The organism is Paraburkholderia caffeinilytica, assembly GCF_046030355.1.
In the GTDB taxonomy this organism is placed as follows: Bacteria; Pseudomonadota; Gammaproteobacteria; order Burkholderiales; family Burkholderiaceae; genus Paraburkholderia; species Paraburkholderia caffeinilytica_B.
The window spans coordinates 179,154-197,661 of the sequence record NZ_JAQQCQ010000007.1 but is presented as its reverse complement, the minus strand read 5'-3'; the positions used below and the strand labels follow the sequence as shown (position 1 = coordinate 197,661).

Annotated in this window: 14 protein-coding genes; 3 read left to right on the top strand and 11 right to left on the bottom strand. The window is 62.3% G+C overall.

Features of this window, described 5'->3' with window-relative positions; all coding sequences use genetic code 11:
• Positions 1 to 19 precede the first annotated feature (19 nt).
• From PQQ95_RS13725 to PQQ95_RS13695, 7 genes are all read right to left on the bottom strand, one after another.
• Complete coding sequence (locus PQQ95_RS13725) at positions 20 to 1,588, bottom strand: class I adenylate-forming enzyme family protein (RefSeq protein WP_408437917.1); 1,569 nt, start codon at positions 1,586 to 1,588, stop codon at positions 20 to 22.
• 142 nt (positions 1,589 to 1,730) lie between these two features.
• The gene (locus tag PQQ95_RS13720) at positions 1,731 to 2,165 is read right to left on the bottom strand and encodes a cupin domain-containing protein (RefSeq protein ID WP_408437916.1); all 435 of its coding nucleotides are present in this window, start codon (positions 2,163 to 2,165) and stop codon (positions 1,731 to 1,733) included.
• A 234-nt stretch (positions 2,166 to 2,399) separates the two neighbouring features.
• Positions 2,400 to 3,311: a ketopantoate reductase family protein gene (locus PQQ95_RS13715; protein ID WP_408437915.1), complete on the bottom strand. Its 912-nt coding sequence runs from the start codon at positions 3,309 to 3,311 to the stop codon at positions 2,400 to 2,402.
• A gap of 141 nt (positions 3,312 to 3,452) precedes the next feature.
• Positions 3,453 to 4,409, bottom strand: coding sequence for a sensor histidine kinase (locus PQQ95_RS13710; RefSeq protein ID WP_408437914.1), 957 nt, complete (start codon positions 4,407 to 4,409; stop codon positions 3,453 to 3,455).
• Positions 4,410 to 4,682: 273 nt separating this feature from the next.
• Complete coding sequence (locus PQQ95_RS13705) at positions 4,683 to 5,066, bottom strand: response regulator transcription factor (RefSeq protein ID WP_408438002.1); 384 nt, start codon at positions 5,064 to 5,066, stop codon at positions 4,683 to 4,685.
• Between the two features lie 159 nt (positions 5,067 to 5,225).
• Positions 5,226 to 5,900, bottom strand: a complete 675-nt coding sequence (locus tag PQQ95_RS13700) for a response regulator transcription factor (RefSeq protein ID WP_408437913.1) — start codon at positions 5,898 to 5,900, stop codon at positions 5,226 to 5,228.
• A 122-nt stretch (positions 5,901 to 6,022) separates the two neighbouring features.
• The gene (locus PQQ95_RS13695; protein ID WP_408437912.1) at positions 6,023 to 11,101 is read right to left on the bottom strand and encodes a trifunctional serine/threonine-protein kinase/ATP-binding protein/sensor histidine kinase; all 5,079 of its coding nucleotides are present in this window, start codon (positions 11,099 to 11,101) and stop codon (positions 6,023 to 6,025) included.
• A gap of 402 nt (positions 11,102 to 11,503) precedes the next feature.
• Between PQQ95_RS13695 and PQQ95_RS13690 the strand changes: the two genes are divergently transcribed.
• Entirely contained in the window at positions 11,504 to 11,836 is a 333-nt protein-coding gene (locus PQQ95_RS13690; RefSeq protein ID WP_408437911.1) for a hypothetical protein, read from the top strand.
• A gap of 41 nt (positions 11,837 to 11,877) precedes the next feature.
• On the opposite strand, the gene PQQ95_RS13685 is transcribed toward PQQ95_RS13690, so the two are convergent.
• The 4 genes from PQQ95_RS13685 to PQQ95_RS13670 all read right to left on the bottom strand — a co-directional run bounded on the left by PQQ95_RS13685 (position 11,878) and on the right by PQQ95_RS13670 (position 16,676).
• On the bottom strand, positions 11,878 to 12,729 hold the full coding sequence (locus PQQ95_RS13685) for an alpha/beta fold hydrolase (RefSeq protein ID WP_408437910.1): 852 nt from the start codon (positions 12,727 to 12,729) through the stop codon (positions 11,878 to 11,880).
• A gap of 82 nt (positions 12,730 to 12,811) precedes the next feature.
• Positions 12,812 to 13,591 carry an alpha/beta fold hydrolase gene (locus PQQ95_RS13680; RefSeq protein ID WP_408437909.1) on the bottom strand — a complete coding sequence of 260 codons (780 nt, stop codon included), beginning with the start codon at positions 13,589 to 13,591 and terminating at the stop codon, positions 12,812 to 12,814.
• Positions 13,592 to 13,806: 215 nt separating this feature from the next.
• Complete coding sequence (locus PQQ95_RS13675; RefSeq protein ID WP_408437908.1) at positions 13,807 to 15,315, bottom strand: M81 family metallopeptidase; 1,509 nt, start codon at positions 15,313 to 15,315, stop codon at positions 13,807 to 13,809.
• 71 nt (positions 15,316 to 15,386) lie between these two features.
• Positions 15,387 to 16,676, bottom strand: a complete 1,290-nt coding sequence (locus tag PQQ95_RS13670) for an MFS transporter (protein WP_408437907.1) — start codon at positions 16,674 to 16,676, stop codon at positions 15,387 to 15,389.
• 161 nt (positions 16,677 to 16,837) lie between these two features.
• Between PQQ95_RS13670 and PQQ95_RS13665 the strand changes: the two genes are divergently transcribed.
• Together PQQ95_RS13665 and PQQ95_RS13660 are read left to right on the top strand one after the other, a co-directional pair.
• Positions 16,838 to 17,812: a LysR family transcriptional regulator gene (locus PQQ95_RS13665; protein WP_408437906.1), complete on the top strand. Its 975-nt coding sequence runs from the start codon at positions 16,838 to 16,840 to the stop codon at positions 17,810 to 17,812.
• 62 nt (positions 17,813 to 17,874) lie between these two features.
• On the top strand, positions 17,875 to 18,462 hold the full coding sequence (locus tag PQQ95_RS13660) for a TetR/AcrR family transcriptional regulator (protein WP_408437905.1): 588 nt from the start codon (positions 17,875 to 17,877) through the stop codon (positions 18,460 to 18,462).
• Positions 18,463 to 18,508 lie beyond the last annotated feature (46 nt).

The window sequence follows — 18,508 nt, the reverse complement described above, 5'->3', positions numbered from 1 at the left end:
CCGCAGCGCGATTTACCGTTCAAACCATTCTCAGCAGCGCCGCCCGGTCCATCTTGCCCATTGGACTGCGCGGCAATTCGGCAAGCGGGATTAGCTTCTCAGGCACCTTGTAGTCAGCCAACTGCGAGGACGCGAATTGCATCACGTGCGTAAGCCGGTCGGCGCTAGCGCCCGCAGCCAGATGCACGAACGCCACCACGCGCTGACCCAGTTCATGATCCGGCACGCCGACCACGCCCGCGTCTTTCACATCCGGATGCCGCAGAAGCACCTGCTCCACTTCCAGCGGTGAGATGTTCGAGCTCGCCCGCACGATCAAATCCTTGATACGCGACACGAACGTGTAGTGCCCGTTGCCGACGTCACACATCGAATCGCCCGTCATGTACCAGCCATCCGGGAAAGAAGCGACACCCGTTTCGCGCGTCCAGTAGCCCAGCGCGATATTGGGGCCGCGGAGCGTCAGTTCGCCTGTTCCGCCGGCCGCCACGTCAGCGCCGTGCGCGTCGAGCAGTCTGGTTTCGATGCCCGCGGTTGGACAGTACTCCGACCTCATGGAGTCCGAGCAGCCGAGCGATCCCGCACCTTCGGTCGAGCCCCACATGGTGTGCAGCGGCGCTCCCATTGCCGCCTGAAAAGCTTCGCGCGTACTAGCGGGACAAAGGTCGCCGGAGGTGACGCAACGGCTCAGCGAACGCACGTCACGCGGCCGCTCTGCCTGCCGGGCGAGCAATTGCGTGACGACGGTGCGAGATGCCGTGAAGCTGTCGCAGCGGTGCGCTTCGATGCCGTCCAGAATGCCGTCGGGATCGGCCGCGTCAAGCATGACGATGCGCGCGCCTGACAGACACGCGGCGAGGAAATAAAACAGTCCCGAAGCATGGACCATCGGTGCGAAAAACGCGAAGGTGCGCGCGTCCGCGATGACGTTCGACGCAAGCCGGGCCGCGATTTCTACCAAACTCGCCTGGCTGTGCGCGATCAGCTTGGGCATACCGGTCGTTCCGGAACTGGACAGCAACACGGCCGGCGCGACTGGATCAACGGCGAACGACAGCGCTGTGGATGCAGCCTCCGATGCGGCGTACGGCACCGTTTCGATGAGCGATTCCCACGTCATCGCACACACGGCGGATTGCTCGCCGAGCACAAAACGGCGTTGCGCGTCGACGCTATTGTTCAGCGCGGTGGCCATTGGCCCCACTCTGCCCGCATCGCCGATATATGCGCGCGGCGCGAGGCGCGCCATGATGTCTTCGAGTTCCGGCTGCTTGAAGCGCAGGTTCAAAGGCGCTGCGATGGCCCCGAGCTGGAAGCACGCGATATACGCGATGGCAAACTCCGGACTGTTGCCAAGGTGAAGCGCGACGCGATCGCCGGGCACCACACCCGCGTTGGCGAGGCCGGCCGCAACACGTGCCGCGCCATCGAGCAGCCGTTCGAGGGTCCATGTCTCACCGCTTTTGCTCACCAATGCGACATGGCGCGAAATACCTTCCTGGGCGGGAGACGAGGCTTTGCCGCGAACGGCGCGCAGTTTTTCCAGAATCATGCACACGACCGGTTGATGAAATTGATCGGACTGCATGTTCACCCGGCCCGTAGACGGAATTGATCGACGATGCGTCAAGCGGTGCACCAAGGCGCATGCAGGTATCGAATACAACATCTAGACGCGATTTTTATTCCATCCCCTCCCGCAGCGAGACTGGACTGCGTCGCGATTGCCGTCACGCGCCAGGCGGAATCAGAATCGTGATGCCGTACGTTTCAGCGAGTCGCAACAGGTTGGCCATCTGTTCCGCCGAAGGAGGCGGCGCGCTCGGCTGTGTTTCGAGCGCCGCCGCGGCTTTGTCGAGCGGCATTCCTGCTGTTGTGATGAACTCGTCGAATCCACCTGGCGTCGTGACCACGATGCCACGCATTGGCACGGTGCCGCGATTGCGCAATCGTTGCGGCACGCCGCGCGGGGCAAAATATGACGAACCTGCCCGCAATGTCCTTACCGTATCGCCGATCGTGACTTCCAGCTCACCTTCGACGATGAACATGGATTCGTCTTCGCGGTGATGAACATGCAGGCCGCCGTCGCCATTGGGCGGCATGATGCCTTCGATCATGGAGAATTGGCCGCCGGTTTGCACCGACGAGAGCAGCACGCGCATACGTACTCCCAGAAACGTATAGGCGGGCGGAGAAAGTTCAATGACAGGCACGGGCACGTTTGTCGAAGTCATGTCGGGCAAGATAGGTCAGTTAAGGAAGGGTTGGTCCTTTGTCTGGCTGCCCCAACCCTGGTCAGCCGATGCGGCGAAGAACTCAAAGGAAGCAATCCAGGCCGCGTTGAAGCTAAGCTCGTAACGCACTCGCGGAAACGCATGCGAGCGCCGTCCGGCGAATTACGTGCCCACGATCTGACGATTGTCCAGAACCTGAATCAACATCAGCAGCAGGTGATTTACCGGCGTCGGAATGCCCAGCGCGTCTCCGCGACGTACGATATGGCCGTTCAGATGCCCGATTTCGCTGCGGCGGTTGCGCGCAAGGTCTTGCGCCGTCGACGAATACTGTCCTGCCGGAATGGTGCTCAAGATACTTTGCACGGTCGCGTCCACATCGTCCGGCATGTCGACGCCGTCCGCACGCGCAACAGCAATGCATTCGGCGACGATATCGTGCATCGCCGTCTCCACGCCCGTACCGCCCAGCCGGCGCAACTCGCCCAGCGGCAATTGCACCAGCGCGGAAATGGCGTTGTAAGCGCAGTTCAAAACGAGCTTCTCCCACAACGCACTGCGCACGTTAGCGGACAGATCGGTCTGGATGCCCGCGGCATTCGCGACGCGTGCCATGCGCTCAGCGGCATCGCCCGGTTCGACGATCAGTTCGCCGCGGCCATGATGCCGCACGTGTCCCGGCCCGGCCATTTCACATGCGACGTAGACCACCGCCGCGCAAACTTCCTGCGTGACGACGCTGCGCACGCGTTCCGCATTGTCGACACCGTTTTGCAACGTGACGATCAACGCGTCGTGGGAAAGATACGGTTTCATCGCGGCCGCGGCGGTCTCTGTGTCGGACGACTTCACGCAAAAAAGCACCAGTTCCGCGCCCGCGGCACCACTCGCCTCGGTGCTCGCCGATACGGCAATCGCTTCATCGAAGAACTGCGTCTGTAGGCGCAGGCCGCCTCGCTCGATAGCGCGAACATGATTCGGCCGCCCCACCAGCACCACCTCGTGCCCGGCTCGCGCCAGCATTCCGCCATAGAAACAACCCACGGCGCCCGCGCCCATCACTGCAACTTTCATTCACATCCTCCAATACCGATCTCTCAACGCCCCGGATGAACGTCGTTTGTCCGGCGCATGCGGCTGTATTCAAAACACTTGAAACAGACCGTCTATTCCGCGGTTTAGTGAGAATGGTGTTGGATTGCAGGTGCCGGCAAATCACGCCACCGCCAGAGGCAGCGTCACTCTCGCTTCGAGCCCACCGCTGCGGCGATTTTCGAGTTGCAGTTCGCCGCGCATCGCGAGCGTCAGCCGCCGCGCGATCGCGAGTCCCAAGCCAGAACCCGGCGCGCGCGCCGCCGTCTGCGGTGCACGATACCAAGGCGCGAACACCGCTTCCATTTCGGCCGGCACAATACCTGGCCCCGAGTCGACCACCGCGAGCACCACGCGCCCCGCGTCGACGCGAACGCACAGGCGTACGTCGCTACCGTAGCGCAAGGCATTGTCGATCAGATTGACGAGCACACGGCGCAGTGCATGCGGGCACGTCACAACCGGGCAACCCACCTGGCCCTCAAGCTCGACCGAGCGGCCCGCATCCTTGTAGTTATCAATGAGTGTGCCGAGCAGGCCGTCCGCATCGAATCGCCTTAGCGGTTCACCGGCGCAGCATTGCATTCGCGCGCAGGCGAGACTCGCCTCGACCAGTTCGCCCATCTCGGCGAGATCGCGCTCCATCGCGTCGCGCAGTTCGCCGTCACCGAGCCGCTCGCAGCGCAGACCCATGCGCGTCAGCGGTGTCCGCAAGTCGTGTGCGTAGGCTGCGAGCACATCGAGCAATTCGGCGACGCGCTCGGCATCGCGACGCTGCGCGCCGTTCATCGCGCGCACGAGGCGCACGACCGTAGGGGGTCCGAACTCCGCGAAGGTTTGCTGCAGCGTGTCCGTATCGCTGCGCTGTTCGATCGCGGCGGCCAATCGCGCGATGCTCGAACGTTGCTCATACCCATGCACCCATAGTGCCGCCGCTAGCAACGCGAATCCGGTCGCTAGCAGGCACGCGATCAGCAGCAGGGTGTCGTCGGCGTGACACGGCCGCATGAAGAGCATCGCCGCGTGCGCATTCGGCACGATCATCGCAACGAACAGCCCAAAGAGCGCAGTCGCGCTCATGCAATGTTGCGACTGCACGTCGGCACGCGATGCAGCGGCGGACCGAAAAAAGGAACGGATTGCTGTGCGAGTGCAGTTTCGCAGTACCGATTTCAGCAAGAATTCACGCGACAGTATCTGATGGGTGAAGGTCATCTTCGTTCTCCTGGCGCCGTCACCTCGGACGGCATAGGAGACATGAGATCATGCTACACAGGGGGCGCACCATCAAACATGCGGTCGTCTACCCCCTACGAAGGTTTGCCCTCGCCATGCAACGGTGTCGCTTTTCGTTTAGTCGTGCTCCAGCGCGCGGCGTATCAACAGCTCGAATTCCAGCGCGTCGATGGGCTTTTCGATCAGGCACAGCGCGGAACTGGCTCGCACTCGTTCGCGCGTGCGCGCGGAAGCCATTGCGGTAATAAACAGCGTGGGAATGTGCATGCCGTCGGCATCGAGCTTGTCGAGCAACTCGATGCCGTCCATACCGGCCATCTGTATATCGCAGATCAGACAACGGGTTCGCGAAAGCGTGTCCGACGCCAGAAACGCCGACGCGCTCGCGAATTCGCGCGCTTCCCAGCCGAACGAACGCACCAGGCTACTCGCGGCAGCGCGCACGAAAGGATCATCGTCGACAATGGCGACGAGTTCGGTGGATGAAAGCGACAAAGCGATACCTGCCTAAGGCCAGGCGAACGGATGGGCCCATCCCATCGTTACCCGATAGTCCAGCATAACGCCGCGGATACGTACCGCCATCATATATAGGTATGGGTACAACTGTGCCGTCGGCCGCCCAGCATAGGTACAGCTTTGTGCGCATCGGCGGTATTTTCACCGCGCGCCGCCCACCTTACCTATACCGAGCGCTTCCATCTTGCGCACCAGGTCCGCCACCGAACGTGTATTCATCTTGCGCATCGCCTGCCCGCGATGAATCTTGGCCGTGATCTCGGCGATCCCCATGCTGCCCGCAATCTGCTTGTTCATTAGCCCCGCGGCCACATGCTGTAGCACTTCACGTTCACGCGGCGTCAGCGATTCCCAGCAGGCGCGCAAATCGTGCAGCGAGCGGTCGGTTTCAAGCCGTTTCGCGTCGCAGTCGAGCGCAGCGACCACCGCGTCGATCATGTCCTGATCGCGGAAGGGTTTGGAGAGAAAATCCATCGCACCGGCCTTCATCGCCTTCACGGTCATGGCGATATCACCATGGCCCGTCATGAAAATGATGGGCATGTGCGGCTGGCCGGTCTCCGTCAGCGATTTCTGGAACGCGATGCCGCTTTGTCCACGCAACCGCACGTCAAGCACAAGGCACGACGGATTCGCGCTCTTGGGCGCGGCGAGAAATTCCTCGGTTGAGGCGAACGCGTGGACTTCGAGATCGATCGAGCGCAAGAGCCCCGTCAACGCGCCACGCACCAGGTCGTCGTCGTCGACGATATAGACGACGCGACAATCGCGGCCCGAGGATGACGCGGTCGTACGGGAGGTTCGGGAATCGGACATCGCGTTGTTCGCAAGGCTCTCGATAAAGGGCCGCACGGGGCGGCCCGGTTGTTAAACGTATTGGAAGCGTTGGCGCTGCCCTACGCAAGCTTCGCGCGAACAGCACGACGCCAGCGGAACGCTCATGTGCCCTCCGGGTCGAATCGCGGCAGTACGAACTCAGCGCGTGTGCCGACTTTTTCGCGCGGCGCGACAGTCAGCGTGCCACCATGCGCGTCGACAATCGAATGGGAAATTGCGAGGCCCATGCCCATACCGTTATCTTTGGTCGTGAAAAGCGGTTCGAGCAGCCGTTCGGCAATGTCGGGCGCGATGCCGCTGCCCAGATCGTCGACCGTCACCTTCACCATACCGTCCGCACTCTCCATGCAGGCAAGCGAGAGCAGACGCTCAGTGCCGGGCGCCGCCATCGATTCGGCGCCGTTCGTCAGCAGATTGATCGCCACCTGTTGCAACTGGACGCGGTCGCCATTCACGTACACGGGTTCGTTCAGGCCGCGCAACTCCAGCACGACGTTCTGTGCGTCGAGTTGCGCAGCCACGAGAGCCGCCGCTTCGCGCAGCGCTTCGCCGAGATCGAACCTGGTGAACTGCGGCTCGGCCTTGCGCGCCTTCGCGCGCAACGCCTGAATGATACTCTTTGCGCGTGTCGCGCTACGGCTGATGTGCGCGAGCATCTCTTGCGCCTCGCCGATCTCGGGCGGGCTGCGACTCAACCAGCGCAACGCCGCGCTCGCCGACGTATCGACGGCCGCGAGCGGCTGCCCGACTTCATGCACGATCGAAGCAACCAGTTCGCCCATTGCCTTCAGTCGCGTCGCGCGCTCGAGATCGGTGAGCGCGGAACGCAATTGCTCTTCGGCTCGTGCGCGCTGCTGGTTCTGCTCGACGAGATCTTCGTAGAGCCGTGCATTTTCCAGGGCGAAGGCCGCCTGCGACGCGATCACTTCGAGCACCGCCGACTTGGCTGCGGTGAATACCTTCGCTGCCAGATTATTCTCCAGATAAAGCACGCCCACGAGCGTCGAATATCGCATCAGCGGCACGCACAGCACCGAGCGCGGCCGCTTGCGCCGGATGTAGACGTCTTGCGCATAAACCGGCGAGTCGTGCGGATCGTCGGCCAGCACGCCTTCCTGCGTGCGCGCGACCGCCTGCACCAGCGAAACCGGCAGCACATCAGAGGTAAACGGTACCGCCTCCTGCGTGACGGCGATCGCACCATTGACCACTTGCGCGCGCGCCGGCACCTGCCAGACGCCGCGGCGCAGCAAAACAAGTGCGCCCTGCCCGGCGCCCGCGCTTTCGAGCGCCGTGCGCAACAGCGTTTCGACGAGTCGCGCAGGCACGATATCGCTCGCGAGCGCGTTCGAAATGCGCAGCACGGCCTGCACATCGAGTTCCTGAAGACGACTCGCGGCGGGCTTACCGTTGTCGGCATCGAAAAGTCCGGGGTAGTCGCTCTGCAACTGCCGCGCCTTCGCCATCGCGCCCCAGCGTTGCCACGCCCCGCACGCGTGGCGCAAATACGCCTGCGCGACCACTTCTTCGTCGCGCGCCGCGTGGAATCCCGCGGCTAGCTCAGCCGCAAGCGCTTCGATCTGCGTGAAACCATGGCGACGCGCGTGCGCGACGGCCTTCGCGTAGGCTTCGAAGGCGTCAAGCGCGCGGCCTTCGACGCGCGCGACTTCGGCGCGCACCAACTCGCATCGTCCGACAAAATTCTCCGGGCAAGCTCGCGCCCAGATCGTGAGTTGCCCGGCGTGGCGCTGCAAGGCCGCCTCTTGCGCCGGATCGCGCTGCGGCAACGCGAGCAGCGCAAGCGCGCCATAAAAAGGCAATTCGCCGCTCTCCGCGAAAGAGCGCGACGCGTTCGCGCACGCTTCGGCGCGTTGCCGCGATTCGAGCGCATCCGCGAGGTCACCGAATAGCAGCGCGCGCTGCAAGCGGTACACCCAATAGGAAAAGTCCACCAGCGTGGGCGGCCTGCCCTCCACCGGGACCGGCGGCATCTCGACGCGCCCGTCGGGCTCGCCTTCCTGCAAGCGCATCAACAGCGCCCACTGTGACAACAGCGCGTCGATCACCAACTGGAAGTTGGCATCGCGCGCGCTTGCCAGTCCGCGCGCGACCGTCTCGCGCACGTCAGCCAGCAACTCGCCGGCAAACAGCATGCCGGTGGCTTCGTTGCGCCCGCAATACAGCGCGAAGGTATGGTCGCCGCTTTCGAGCGCGACGTTGTAGGCGCGGCGCACATAGTCGCGCGCGCTTCGCGCCGGCAAGGTCCACGGAACGACGAAGGTGCCGAACACCATGTAGACACGCGCTCGATGCCGCACCAACCCGCGTTCTTCGACCAGATGCAGCGCGAGTTGGCCGAATGCCAGCGAGTAACTGTAGTCGCCGTAACGGACGCCGAAAATCTGGTTCATGCACGTGTAGACGTTCGCGGACGCGTCCGAATGACCATGTTCGATCGCGAGGTTGACCGAACGCAGTAACATGAAATCGACCAGATTCTGGTCCGTGTACAGCGCCGGCGGGATGAGGTCCGCGAAGATATCGGTGATGGCGCGGCGCAGCGGGTCCGCAATGATCGGCAACTCGCGCAGCCCGGCGATACCGTGCCGGTCCAGCCAGTTGCGCAGACGCGCATATTCGCTATCCACGTCGGCGTTGACGGGATGCATGGGTACGTCGATCCCCGCGCGATGCAGAAACGCGAGACCGACGCCGAGCGCAAGATCGTAGCGACCGAGCGTCGTGTAGAGCGCGGCGCGCAACCGCGCGAGATCGGCGCCGAAGATCCCGTCGCCCGCCTCGACCTCCAGCGCCGACAGGCGCGCCTCAGCCGCTTCCAGTGCGCCCGTCATGAACTCGGCTTCGCCGCACAGCTTGCGGGCGAGCAGGCCGTCTTCGCTCGCGCTCTGTTCGCCAAGAAACGCTAGCGCCGCACGGAAGAAGCCCAGTGCGGAATCGTGCGCCGTCGCGGCTTTTGCCTCGCGACCGGCGTCCAGATTGAGCCTCGCGAAAACGCGCCGTTCGGCGGGATCGTCAACCACTGGCCGCGCGAGGTTGACCTGTGCGGCGAGCGCGAACGCATCGGCTGGCGCGCCACGATTCGCCAACTGGCGACGGGCAATCTGCAAGTGCAGCGCGGCGCGCTCCGTCAAAGACATCGATGCGTAAGTCGCTTCGCGAATCCGGTCGTGCCAGAAAACCCAATCGCCATTCTCGCGATACACCGTGCCGGCTTCAAGCGCGGGTTGCAGATGCTGCGCCGCGTCGACTTCGGACAGCCCTGCGGCCACAGCCAGCGTTAGCGTGGACGCGCGCTGTCCGATGCAGGCAAGCAGCCGAAGCATAAACTGCGCCGTAGCCGGCAATTGCCCGAGCTTGCGCGCCAGCAACTCGAGCACGTTTTCCACGCCGCGCTGTGCCGCCATCCGTTCGAGACTCCACCGCCATGCGGACGACTCCATGTCGTATTCGAGCAGACCGTCGTCGGCAAGCAGGCGCAGCAGATGATGCGCGAAAAACGGATTGCGCCCGGTCTTGCGGCCGATCATCTCGGCCAGCGGCCGCAGTGATTCCGCGTCCTGATGCAACGCGCGCGCAATCAACTCGCGCAGCGCGCTCTCGTTCAGCGGACCCAATTCCACACGCAGCGTGCCGGGCACCTGAGCCAGTTTGCCGACCCGCAACGGGTGGTCCGCAGCCACTTCGTTGGCGCGGAACGCACCGATCAGCAGCAGCGCTGCATCCTTGTGTTGATGCAGCAGCCGTTCGAGCACCTGTAAAGTGCCGGCGTCCGCCCATTGCAGATCGTCGAGCACGAGCACGAGCGGACGCGCGCTGGTGCCGAAGCACGCAATCAACCGCGCAATCCCGTGAAGCACGCGCTCCCGCTCGAGTGCGGGCGCGGCATCCGGCGAGTCGGGCGCTTCGGGTTGCGGGCCGAGCACGGAACCGAGTGCGGGCAAAAATGCGCTCAAAGTGCGACCGACCGGTGCCGTAGCCGTGGCGATCCGCTCGCGCCAGATCGCGAACTCGCCGTCGGAGCAGCCGAGCACGAAGCGCAGCAACTGGTCGAGCGCCTGACCGAGAATCGCGTACGGTTTGCCGCGATGCCCTTCCTCGCTCTTGCTGACAGCGAGCAGCGGAGCGTCGAGCCGCTGCATCCGCGCGACAGCCTCCTCCAGCAGCGTCGACTTGCCGATCCCGGAACCTCCCGATACCCAAGCGACGCGCGCCTGCCGGTCATTCATCACCGCGTGGTACTGCGCGAGCAGCGCTTCGATTTCATCCTCGCGGCCGAGCACGCAGTCTGCGTGCTGCAGGCGTTGCAGCGCCGCATGCGTATCCAGGGTGAAAAGCACGATCTCACCGTGACGCCGCTGCGAGTCCTCGCATCTGCGCAGGTCCGCGAGCAGCCCGGCGGCGTCGGCGTAACGTTGTTCGGGCGCTTTTTCCAGCAATTTCATCACGATCCGCGAAATCTGCGGCGGTACGTCTGCTGCGAGTTCGTGGGGCGGACGCGGCCGGTGCGTGGCGTGTGCGTGCACGCGCGCCGCGGTGTCAGCTGCTTCGAAAGGCGGCACGCCCGTCAGCAATTGATAGAGGATGCAGCCGAGCGAATAGAGATCCGCGCGTTCGTCGGCCCGAACGTTCATGCGCGCGCCGAGTTCCGGCGCCATGTAGATGAAGCTGCTGTCGTTCCATTCGAGCTCTGCATCGGCCGAATCGACTTCGTCGCCAGGACGGGTGGCGAAACCAAAACCAGTGAGAAACGCCTGGCCTTCGCCGTTCACCAGGAAGCGCGCAGGCGACAGCGCGCGGTGCACCACGCCCGCGGCGTGCATTGCGCCAACCGCCGTCGCAAGTCCGATGGCCGTTTTGAGAAAAGCCGCGGATCCGTCCTGGCACGGGCCGTCGCAACAGCGCAACGGTTCTCCGCCAGGATCGGCGAGCACGAGCAACGCCCCGTCACCGTGCGGAACAAGCGCTTGCGGAACCGCCGACCAGGCTTCGTGCAGGGTGGCGCGCAACGCGTATTCACGCTGCAACGCCGCCAGCGACGCCGGTGCGCCGTTGCCGTGGCCAACGACAAGTACCGACGACGCGTCGTCGGCAACGGCGCGTTGCAGACGCGGCGAGCCGTTGCTCAGTTCGATAAAGCTTCGGGTCGACAGATCGGTCATGCGAAGTCGGTATGGACGCAGCGACGCGCAAGGCGATCAGGGAAGGTGCGCACAGCACCCATGAGACGAAATTGCATACGCCTTTCGCGTCCTTTGCCCGGGAACTCCGATGGTCTCCCACCGAAGGCAGGCGCTAAAAATAATATCCACTCATAGTTCATTTGGATTAGCCAGTCAATGCGGAATGGAAATCGCAGAACCTGCACGATCGTTCGGATAATTGAACATCAACTGTACCCCTATAACTGTTCGCACTGTCCTGTTTTTCAAACCATGCTGTCTGCCTCGCACGCACCTCAAATGGAGCGTCCCAGACATTGCCCTCAGAAAAAGCACGCACTATTATGGACCAGCTGATCCATAATTAACAATCGTAAGCAGCAGCCAACTTAGGGAATGACAATGACCATCGATTTTTCAAAAGTGAACAGCTTCGCCGGCACCTCTGCTACGTCGGGTTCGACGTCGATTGGAGCGAGCAGCAGCAATAAGCCCTCGTTCCAGTCGCTATTGGCCGAACTCACCGATTACGTGAACGGCACGCCTGGCGAGCGCATTGAAAAAATGATTCTCGCGAAGTTGGGAGTAACCGAAGAGGAACTGAAGAAAATGTCGCCGGAAGAACGCGAAAAAATTATGGCGAAAGTCCGGGATATGCTGAAGAAAGAAATGGATGCACAGCTGGACGCGCAGAAACAGAAGGCGTCAGGGTTGCAAATCAGTGTGTCGGTTTGATGTATGAGTTGATCGCCTAGTCACAGATGCAGGCAGGCGATTCAATTTACGGGGTGTGCCTCTCCCGTGTGTGCAGCTTCAACATCATGCAGAAAACGTTCAAGTAGGGGATTGAATAGATCCGGCGCCTCAAAGAATGGCGCGTGACCCAAGCCGATCAGCCGGTGACAGTGACCTTCCCACAGATTGCCGTAGGCAACCGTGTCGATATAGTCGAGATTGATCAACCGGTCGGCGGCCCCGTTCACCACCGCGATCGGAATGACGCTCTCCTTCACGGTGACGCGCTGGTCGGCTTGCCCACCGGCGCGTGCAGCTTCGAAGAGGCGCTTGCGGAAGCGACCGTCCGCGCGGGCAACGGCATCGCGCAGAAACGGTTCTGCCGAAACACCGAAAATCGCCTCGACGAACCCGTCGATCTCGGCCCCTGACAGATGCTCTCGACCCGCGGCGCTTGCCTGCGGCAAACCGGCGAAGCCTCTCGCCATGTTGTCGTGACCGACTGGCGGCGCGCCGACAATCATCAGGCCACGCATGCCCGGAAAACGTGAAATCATATCGATGGCGATGTGGCCGCCCAACGACCAGCCTAATACCACGGCCTTGCTGACGTCGAGCTTACCCAGCAACTCGACGGCAACATCCGCGAAACTGCCGCGCGTGTAGCTTAGAAGCGGGTCCGGCGCATTGCTCGACTCGCCATGCCCAGGCAAATCGAAAGCGATCAGCCGATATTTCTCCGCGAGCCGTCCTTCCAACTGATGGCGAAAAACAGCGCGACAAGACGAATTTCCGTGAATGAAAAGCACAGCCGTTCCGGCCGCGCCGCTTTCCTCTACCGCAAGCGAGCCGTGCGAAGTCGCGACGGTATGCCGCCGGGTTGCAACGTTCATACAGCAATCCTGTTTCGAAAATAGCGGGCCTCGCCGCGCGGGGGACATCCGTGCATTTTCATTTCGTCGGCCTTTCTGCTGCTTATTGTGCCGCCCTTGCGGCGGCGATGATCGTGTCGGCGACCAGCTTCGGCTGGCTGACCATCGCGACGTGGCTAGCACTAGTCACCGTGACGCGCGCGCCAATATTCTTCGCCATCGCCTGTTGCAAGCCCGGATCGATCATGCGGTCCTGTTCGGTGACCACGAAGTATGACGGCTTGTCGTGCCACGCCGCTTTCGTGACCTTCTGGCCGATACATGCCGAGGCCCACGGACCTTGCGTTGCCGCGATCACACGGCGTTGCTGCAAAGGCACGTCCTGGGCGAAGTCTTCGAGCACTGCTTTCGTCGAGAGCGTCAGATTGCCCGCCGAGTCTTTCTGCAGTTCGCCAGCCCATACCGGCGCCGGCTTGCCTTTCGTAATGTCTTCGATCGATTGACCACTGTCCGGCGCGAATGCCGCTACGTAGACGAGAGTCTTCACCTTCTCGTCGTTGCCCGCTTCGCTAATTACCACGCCTGCCCAGGAATGGCCGACCAGAATGACCGGCCCAGTCTGCTGATCGATCACGCGTTTCGTCGCGGCAACGTCGTCAGCCAGCGAACTCAGCGGATTCTGCACCGCGACCACATGTGCTCCACGCGCTTCGAGCAACGGGATCACATTTTCCCAACTTGAACCGTCAGCGAATGCTCCGTGTACCAGTACGACGTTCTTGCCCTTCAGATCCTGAGGTGTCGCTGCGTGCGACGCCTGCAAGGCGAACAGTCCACCAAGCAACAACGCGGAGCCGGCGAATTTCTTGAGAAGCGTGGTCATTGATATCGTTCCAACAGAAGTGAATGGGCGTCAAATGAACTATTTCGACGACGTGCTCAGCGAACATCACATGCAATGTCGCGAATCAGCCTTCCATTTAGACATTTGAACCTGCCAACGTATCTGGAATGTTTCGCGAATCCCGGGTAATGCAAGCGCGTTTATCCCGGTACGGTCTGGATACATTGCGATACAAAAACCGCCGTTGGAAGGAATCAGCCCGGCACCACGTTAAACTCGCTGAACGACGGCCCTAACGGCCGTACGCGCATCTGCGGATCGAGATGTTCCCACGGAAGGTCAGCCGGATCAGCAGCCATCGGCCCCGGCGCTTTCGCCACCAGAATCGCCTCTGCTATAGCCTCGAAATCCGCGCGAAAATGTACCGAACTCTTGTTCACGAGAATTTTCATTCGCTCGGGTTCGATCCCTGCCACGCGGAACAGATTCCGGTCGAAAATCTGCATCTTCACAGAGCTCACTGCGATTCGCACACCCTCTATCCGCAAACAGGCGACTGGTCCCAACTCGCCTTCCATACCATTCAGCATCGGTCCGTCGAAACGGAAACGTCCGTCGGACAAGTGCTCGACCTCGAACTCGGCCTCCAGCGGCGAATCGCCTTCCACACCGGAGCCTCCGCCAAGGCGCAGCGCAATGCGCGCACCGACGCCCGCACGATGCGCGGCGGCCGCGGCCTGAGCGTCCCAGATCACGCCGACGGCCGCATCGGTCGCGCCGTTGCGCAGTAGCGCCCGCACCATGCCCATGGTGTTCGAATCGCCGCCCACGCCCGGGTTGTCCTGCGTGTCGGCAATGATGACGGGCCGAGATGCGGGCGCACTCAGGCGGATCGCCTCGCGCGCGGCTTCGTCGGGCGAGAGGAACGGCACGTCCCAGCGCGCTTCCTCGCCGACGATCTTCGCGAACAACGCGTCGGCCGCTTGCTCGGCGGCCGCTTCGTCGAACGAATAGGCCCAGAGGGTTGGCCCGCATTCGGGGAAGTCGGCGGCAGGAAAGCCTGGCGCGAACGACACCGACACGACTGGCCGCGCCTCCAGATCGGCCAGCATGCGGTACATGTCGTTTGCGGGTTCGACCAGCGTACACATGCCGTTCACCGGAATGAGGAAAGGAACGCGACGCACCGCGCGATGCAACGGCCGCTGCTCCCACATCAGATCCTCCAGAATCCGTGCGGCGCGTTCGCCCGTTTCCGCCATATCGACGTGCGGATAAGTTCGGTACGCCACAAGCGCGCTGGCATGCTCGAACATGCGCGCCGTCACGTTCGCATGCAAATCCAGCGACACGACCAACGGCATGCGATCGCCCACGATGTGCCGCACGCGCTCCAGTAACTCGCCTTCGCCGTCGTCGTGTTGCTCGGTCACCATCGCGCCATGCAGGTCGAGATAGATCGCGTCGAAGCCGCCTTTCTGCACCGCGGCGATGATCTCACCGCCAATCCGCTCGAACGCATCGGTCGTGACGTGCGCCGACGCGCTCGCGCCCGCCCAGATCACCGGTTCCAGTTCACGGCCACTCGCTTCCATGACCTTGATGAAGCCGCCGATCGGCACGTTGACATCGCGCAGCGCGAGCACGTCGGCGCCGCGGACCATCGGCGGAAAGCCCTCGCCCTGAACGAAACTCTCGTAAGACGCCTTGGTCGGCGCGAAGGTATTGGTTTCATGCTGGAAACCGGCGATCAGGATTTTCATGTGTTTCACCTATTGCCCGGATGCACGGGGGTGCATCGATAAAAATATTTCGGATAGCCGCCTGAAGCCCGCTATGCCTGCTTCAATGTCAACTTGCCTTTCAGGATCAGAATGGCGGCCAGCGTAGCGGCGCAAGCCATGATGAAAAGCCCCGCATGCATGCTGCCGGTGCCCGCCCGGGTCCAGCCGACTACCGCCGGGCCCCAGAATCCGCCGGACAAACCGACGGTATTGATGAGCGCAATACCACCAGCCGCCGCGGTTCCCTCCACAAGCTGCGACGGAATGGCCCAGAAAACCGTGTAGGTCATCCACAGGCACGCGGTTCCCAAGGTCAACGCGAGAAGCGTGAGCGGCAGACTGCCATCCGCGAAAATCGTGGCGACCAGGCACGCCGCCGCACCCAGCGCGGGAATCGCGCAGTGATACCGGCGCTCGCCGAGCCGGTCGGAGCTGCGGCCCGCGAGATACATGCAGACAGCCGCCGCCACATAGGGAATCGCCGTGTACCAGCCGAGGCGAATCGTGTCTTGCACGCCCTGCTCCCTGAGCAGGGTGGGCAGCCAGAAGCTGATCGCGTAGATCGGGAAAATCACGCTGAAGTAAGCAAGCGCGAGCACATACACTCGTGGGCTCTTCAGCACCGCCTTGAACGAATCCGCGCGATGCTGGGTCGGCGCGGTCTCGTTATCGAGCAAGGCTTTTTCGTGGCCGTTGAGCCAACTCGCGTCGGCGGGCCGATCGGACAGCACGCGCAAGGTCAGCAGGCCGAGCACGATGCACGGCAGGCCTTCGACGAGAAACATCCATTGCCAGCCCGCGAGGCCGCCGACGCCCGCAAGGCTCGTCATCAGCCACGCCGAAACCGGACCGCCGACGATTCCGCCGAGCGGTCCCGCCACGAATACCAGCGCAATGGCGCGCGCCATGCGCGCCGGTCCGTACCAGCACGACAGGTAATAGATCATGCCCGGAGCAAAACCTGCCTCGAATACGCCGAGCAGGAAGCGCATCGCATAGAACGCCGGCACGCTGTGAACGAACAGCATGCACGCCGAAGTAACGCCCCACAGCACGAGGATGCGGCTGAACGTCTTGCGTGCGCCGATCTTCGGCAACATCAGATTGCTCGGCAACTCGAACAACACGTAGCCGATGAAGAAGATGCCCGCGCCCACGCCGTATGCGGCATCGGAGAAACCCAGGTCCGTCTGCATCTGTAATTTGGCGAAGCCGACGTTGACGCGGTCCAGGTACGCGAACATGTAGCAGGCCACCAGAAACGGCAGGAGCCGCCAGTTCAGCTTGCTGTAGAGTGCTGCGGCGGAATCGCCGGCGGTCGATGGAAGGATTGCTGACATGATTCTCTCCGGTTGCCTCACTGGACCCGTCGCAGGGTTGAATCGATGGTGGCAGGGCAAAATCCGTCTAGCAAGAGCAACTAAGTTCACGTATCGTTGTCTCATGAGCAACACTCGGACAACCCAGATACGGCGCGAATTCCGGCGGTCGGAGCGATGAAATGCGAGAGATCAATCAGCAACGCCTGCGGTATTTCCACGAAGTGCTCAGTCACGGCACCATCCGCGGCGCTGCGGAAAATATCAACACGTCGCCATCGGTCATCACGCGGCAGATCAAATTGCTCGAAGACGAACTCGGCGCGGTGTTGTTCGAGCGTCAGGCGCGCGGCGTCAGACCAACCGAAGCCGCCATGCATCTGCTCGAATTCTGGCGAGGCTACCGGTCGCAGCAGGAGAAGCTCGAAGACCAGTTGCATGCGCTGAAAGGTCTTCAGACAGGGCAGATCCAGCTGGCCGTCAGCGAAGGTTTTGTCGATACCTTCGTCGACGATGTGCTGGCGCCATTCTGCAGCCGGTATCCCGGCCTGGAAATCAGCATGACTATGCTGGCCGTGGATGCGTTGCTCGACGAAATCGCCGAAAATCGCGCTCATATCGGCCTCGCTTATAATCCGCCGCCTCACGCGCGCATTGCGTATCGGGCCAGTTCCGCACAACCCGTTGTGTTGTTGCTGAGAAAGGACCATCCTTTGGTCAAACGGGGCGGTCCGGCGAGTCTCGACGATCTGCGGGCATATCCCCTCGCGCTCATGCCGTCCACGTTCGGCATCGGTCATGTGGTGTCGATGGCGCAACTGGCCGAAAACGTGACGATCCACCCCACCCTGACCACGAACTCGTTGAGCGCTCTCAAGCGCTTCGTAACAGCGGAGCATTTCATGACGCTGATCGGAGAATTCGCCGCGTACCGTGAACTCGTCACCGACGAATTGACCACGGTTCCGGTCGCGCATCCGCTGTTCGAAAGCGCCCAGGCCAGAGTGCTGGTCAAAGCAGACCGACCGCTTGCCGCCGGACCGCTCGAACTGCTGAAGTGGATCGAGGAGCGCATGCCAATGTTTGCCCGCGCGAAAGCGCAGACGCAAACGGCCGCGGCGCGAAGACGCAAGGGCGGCCAAGCTGGCAACGGTTAGCTATGAGACGTGCTTAACTTTATTTTATTGACTGATCTGTCCACAACTAGTAGGCTGGATATATGGTGAGACCACGTGAATTCGATCGGGACGAAGCTCTGGATCGCGCCATGCGCGTGTTCTGGTCCAAGGGTTACTCGGCAACGTCCACCGAAGAGCTGCTCGCGGCGATGGAAATCGGCCGGCAGAGCCTTTACAACGCGTTCGGCGACAAGCGCAAGCTCTACCTCGAAGCGTTGGACCGTTATCAGCAGCACAGCATCACCGCCCACATCGAACGGCTCACGCGCGGCGCGTCCGCGCTGGCCGGCATCAAGGCGCTGCTGTTAGGCGTGATACCGGCCGACGTCGTCGATCGCGGAAACGGCTGCATGGGTGTCAACAGCGCCGCCGAGTTCGGCGCGGATGACGCCGACGTGGTCGCAATTCGGGCCGTGGGTGCGAAGCGGCTGAAGCAGCACCTGCTGGCTCGTATCGAGGAGGCGCAACGCAACGGCGAGATCGATCCGCAGATGAATGCGGAAGACGTGGCCCTGTTCATCGGCAGCACCATGCAAAGCATTCAGTTGAATGCACGTGGAGGCATGACGCCGGCCGCGCTGCGACGCCTCGCGAAATTCACGGTGGAGCGGCTGGTCATGCGTTTGTAGCGCGGTCTTCCGGCTCTCTCAAAGAGCATGGTGCGCTGCGGCCTTC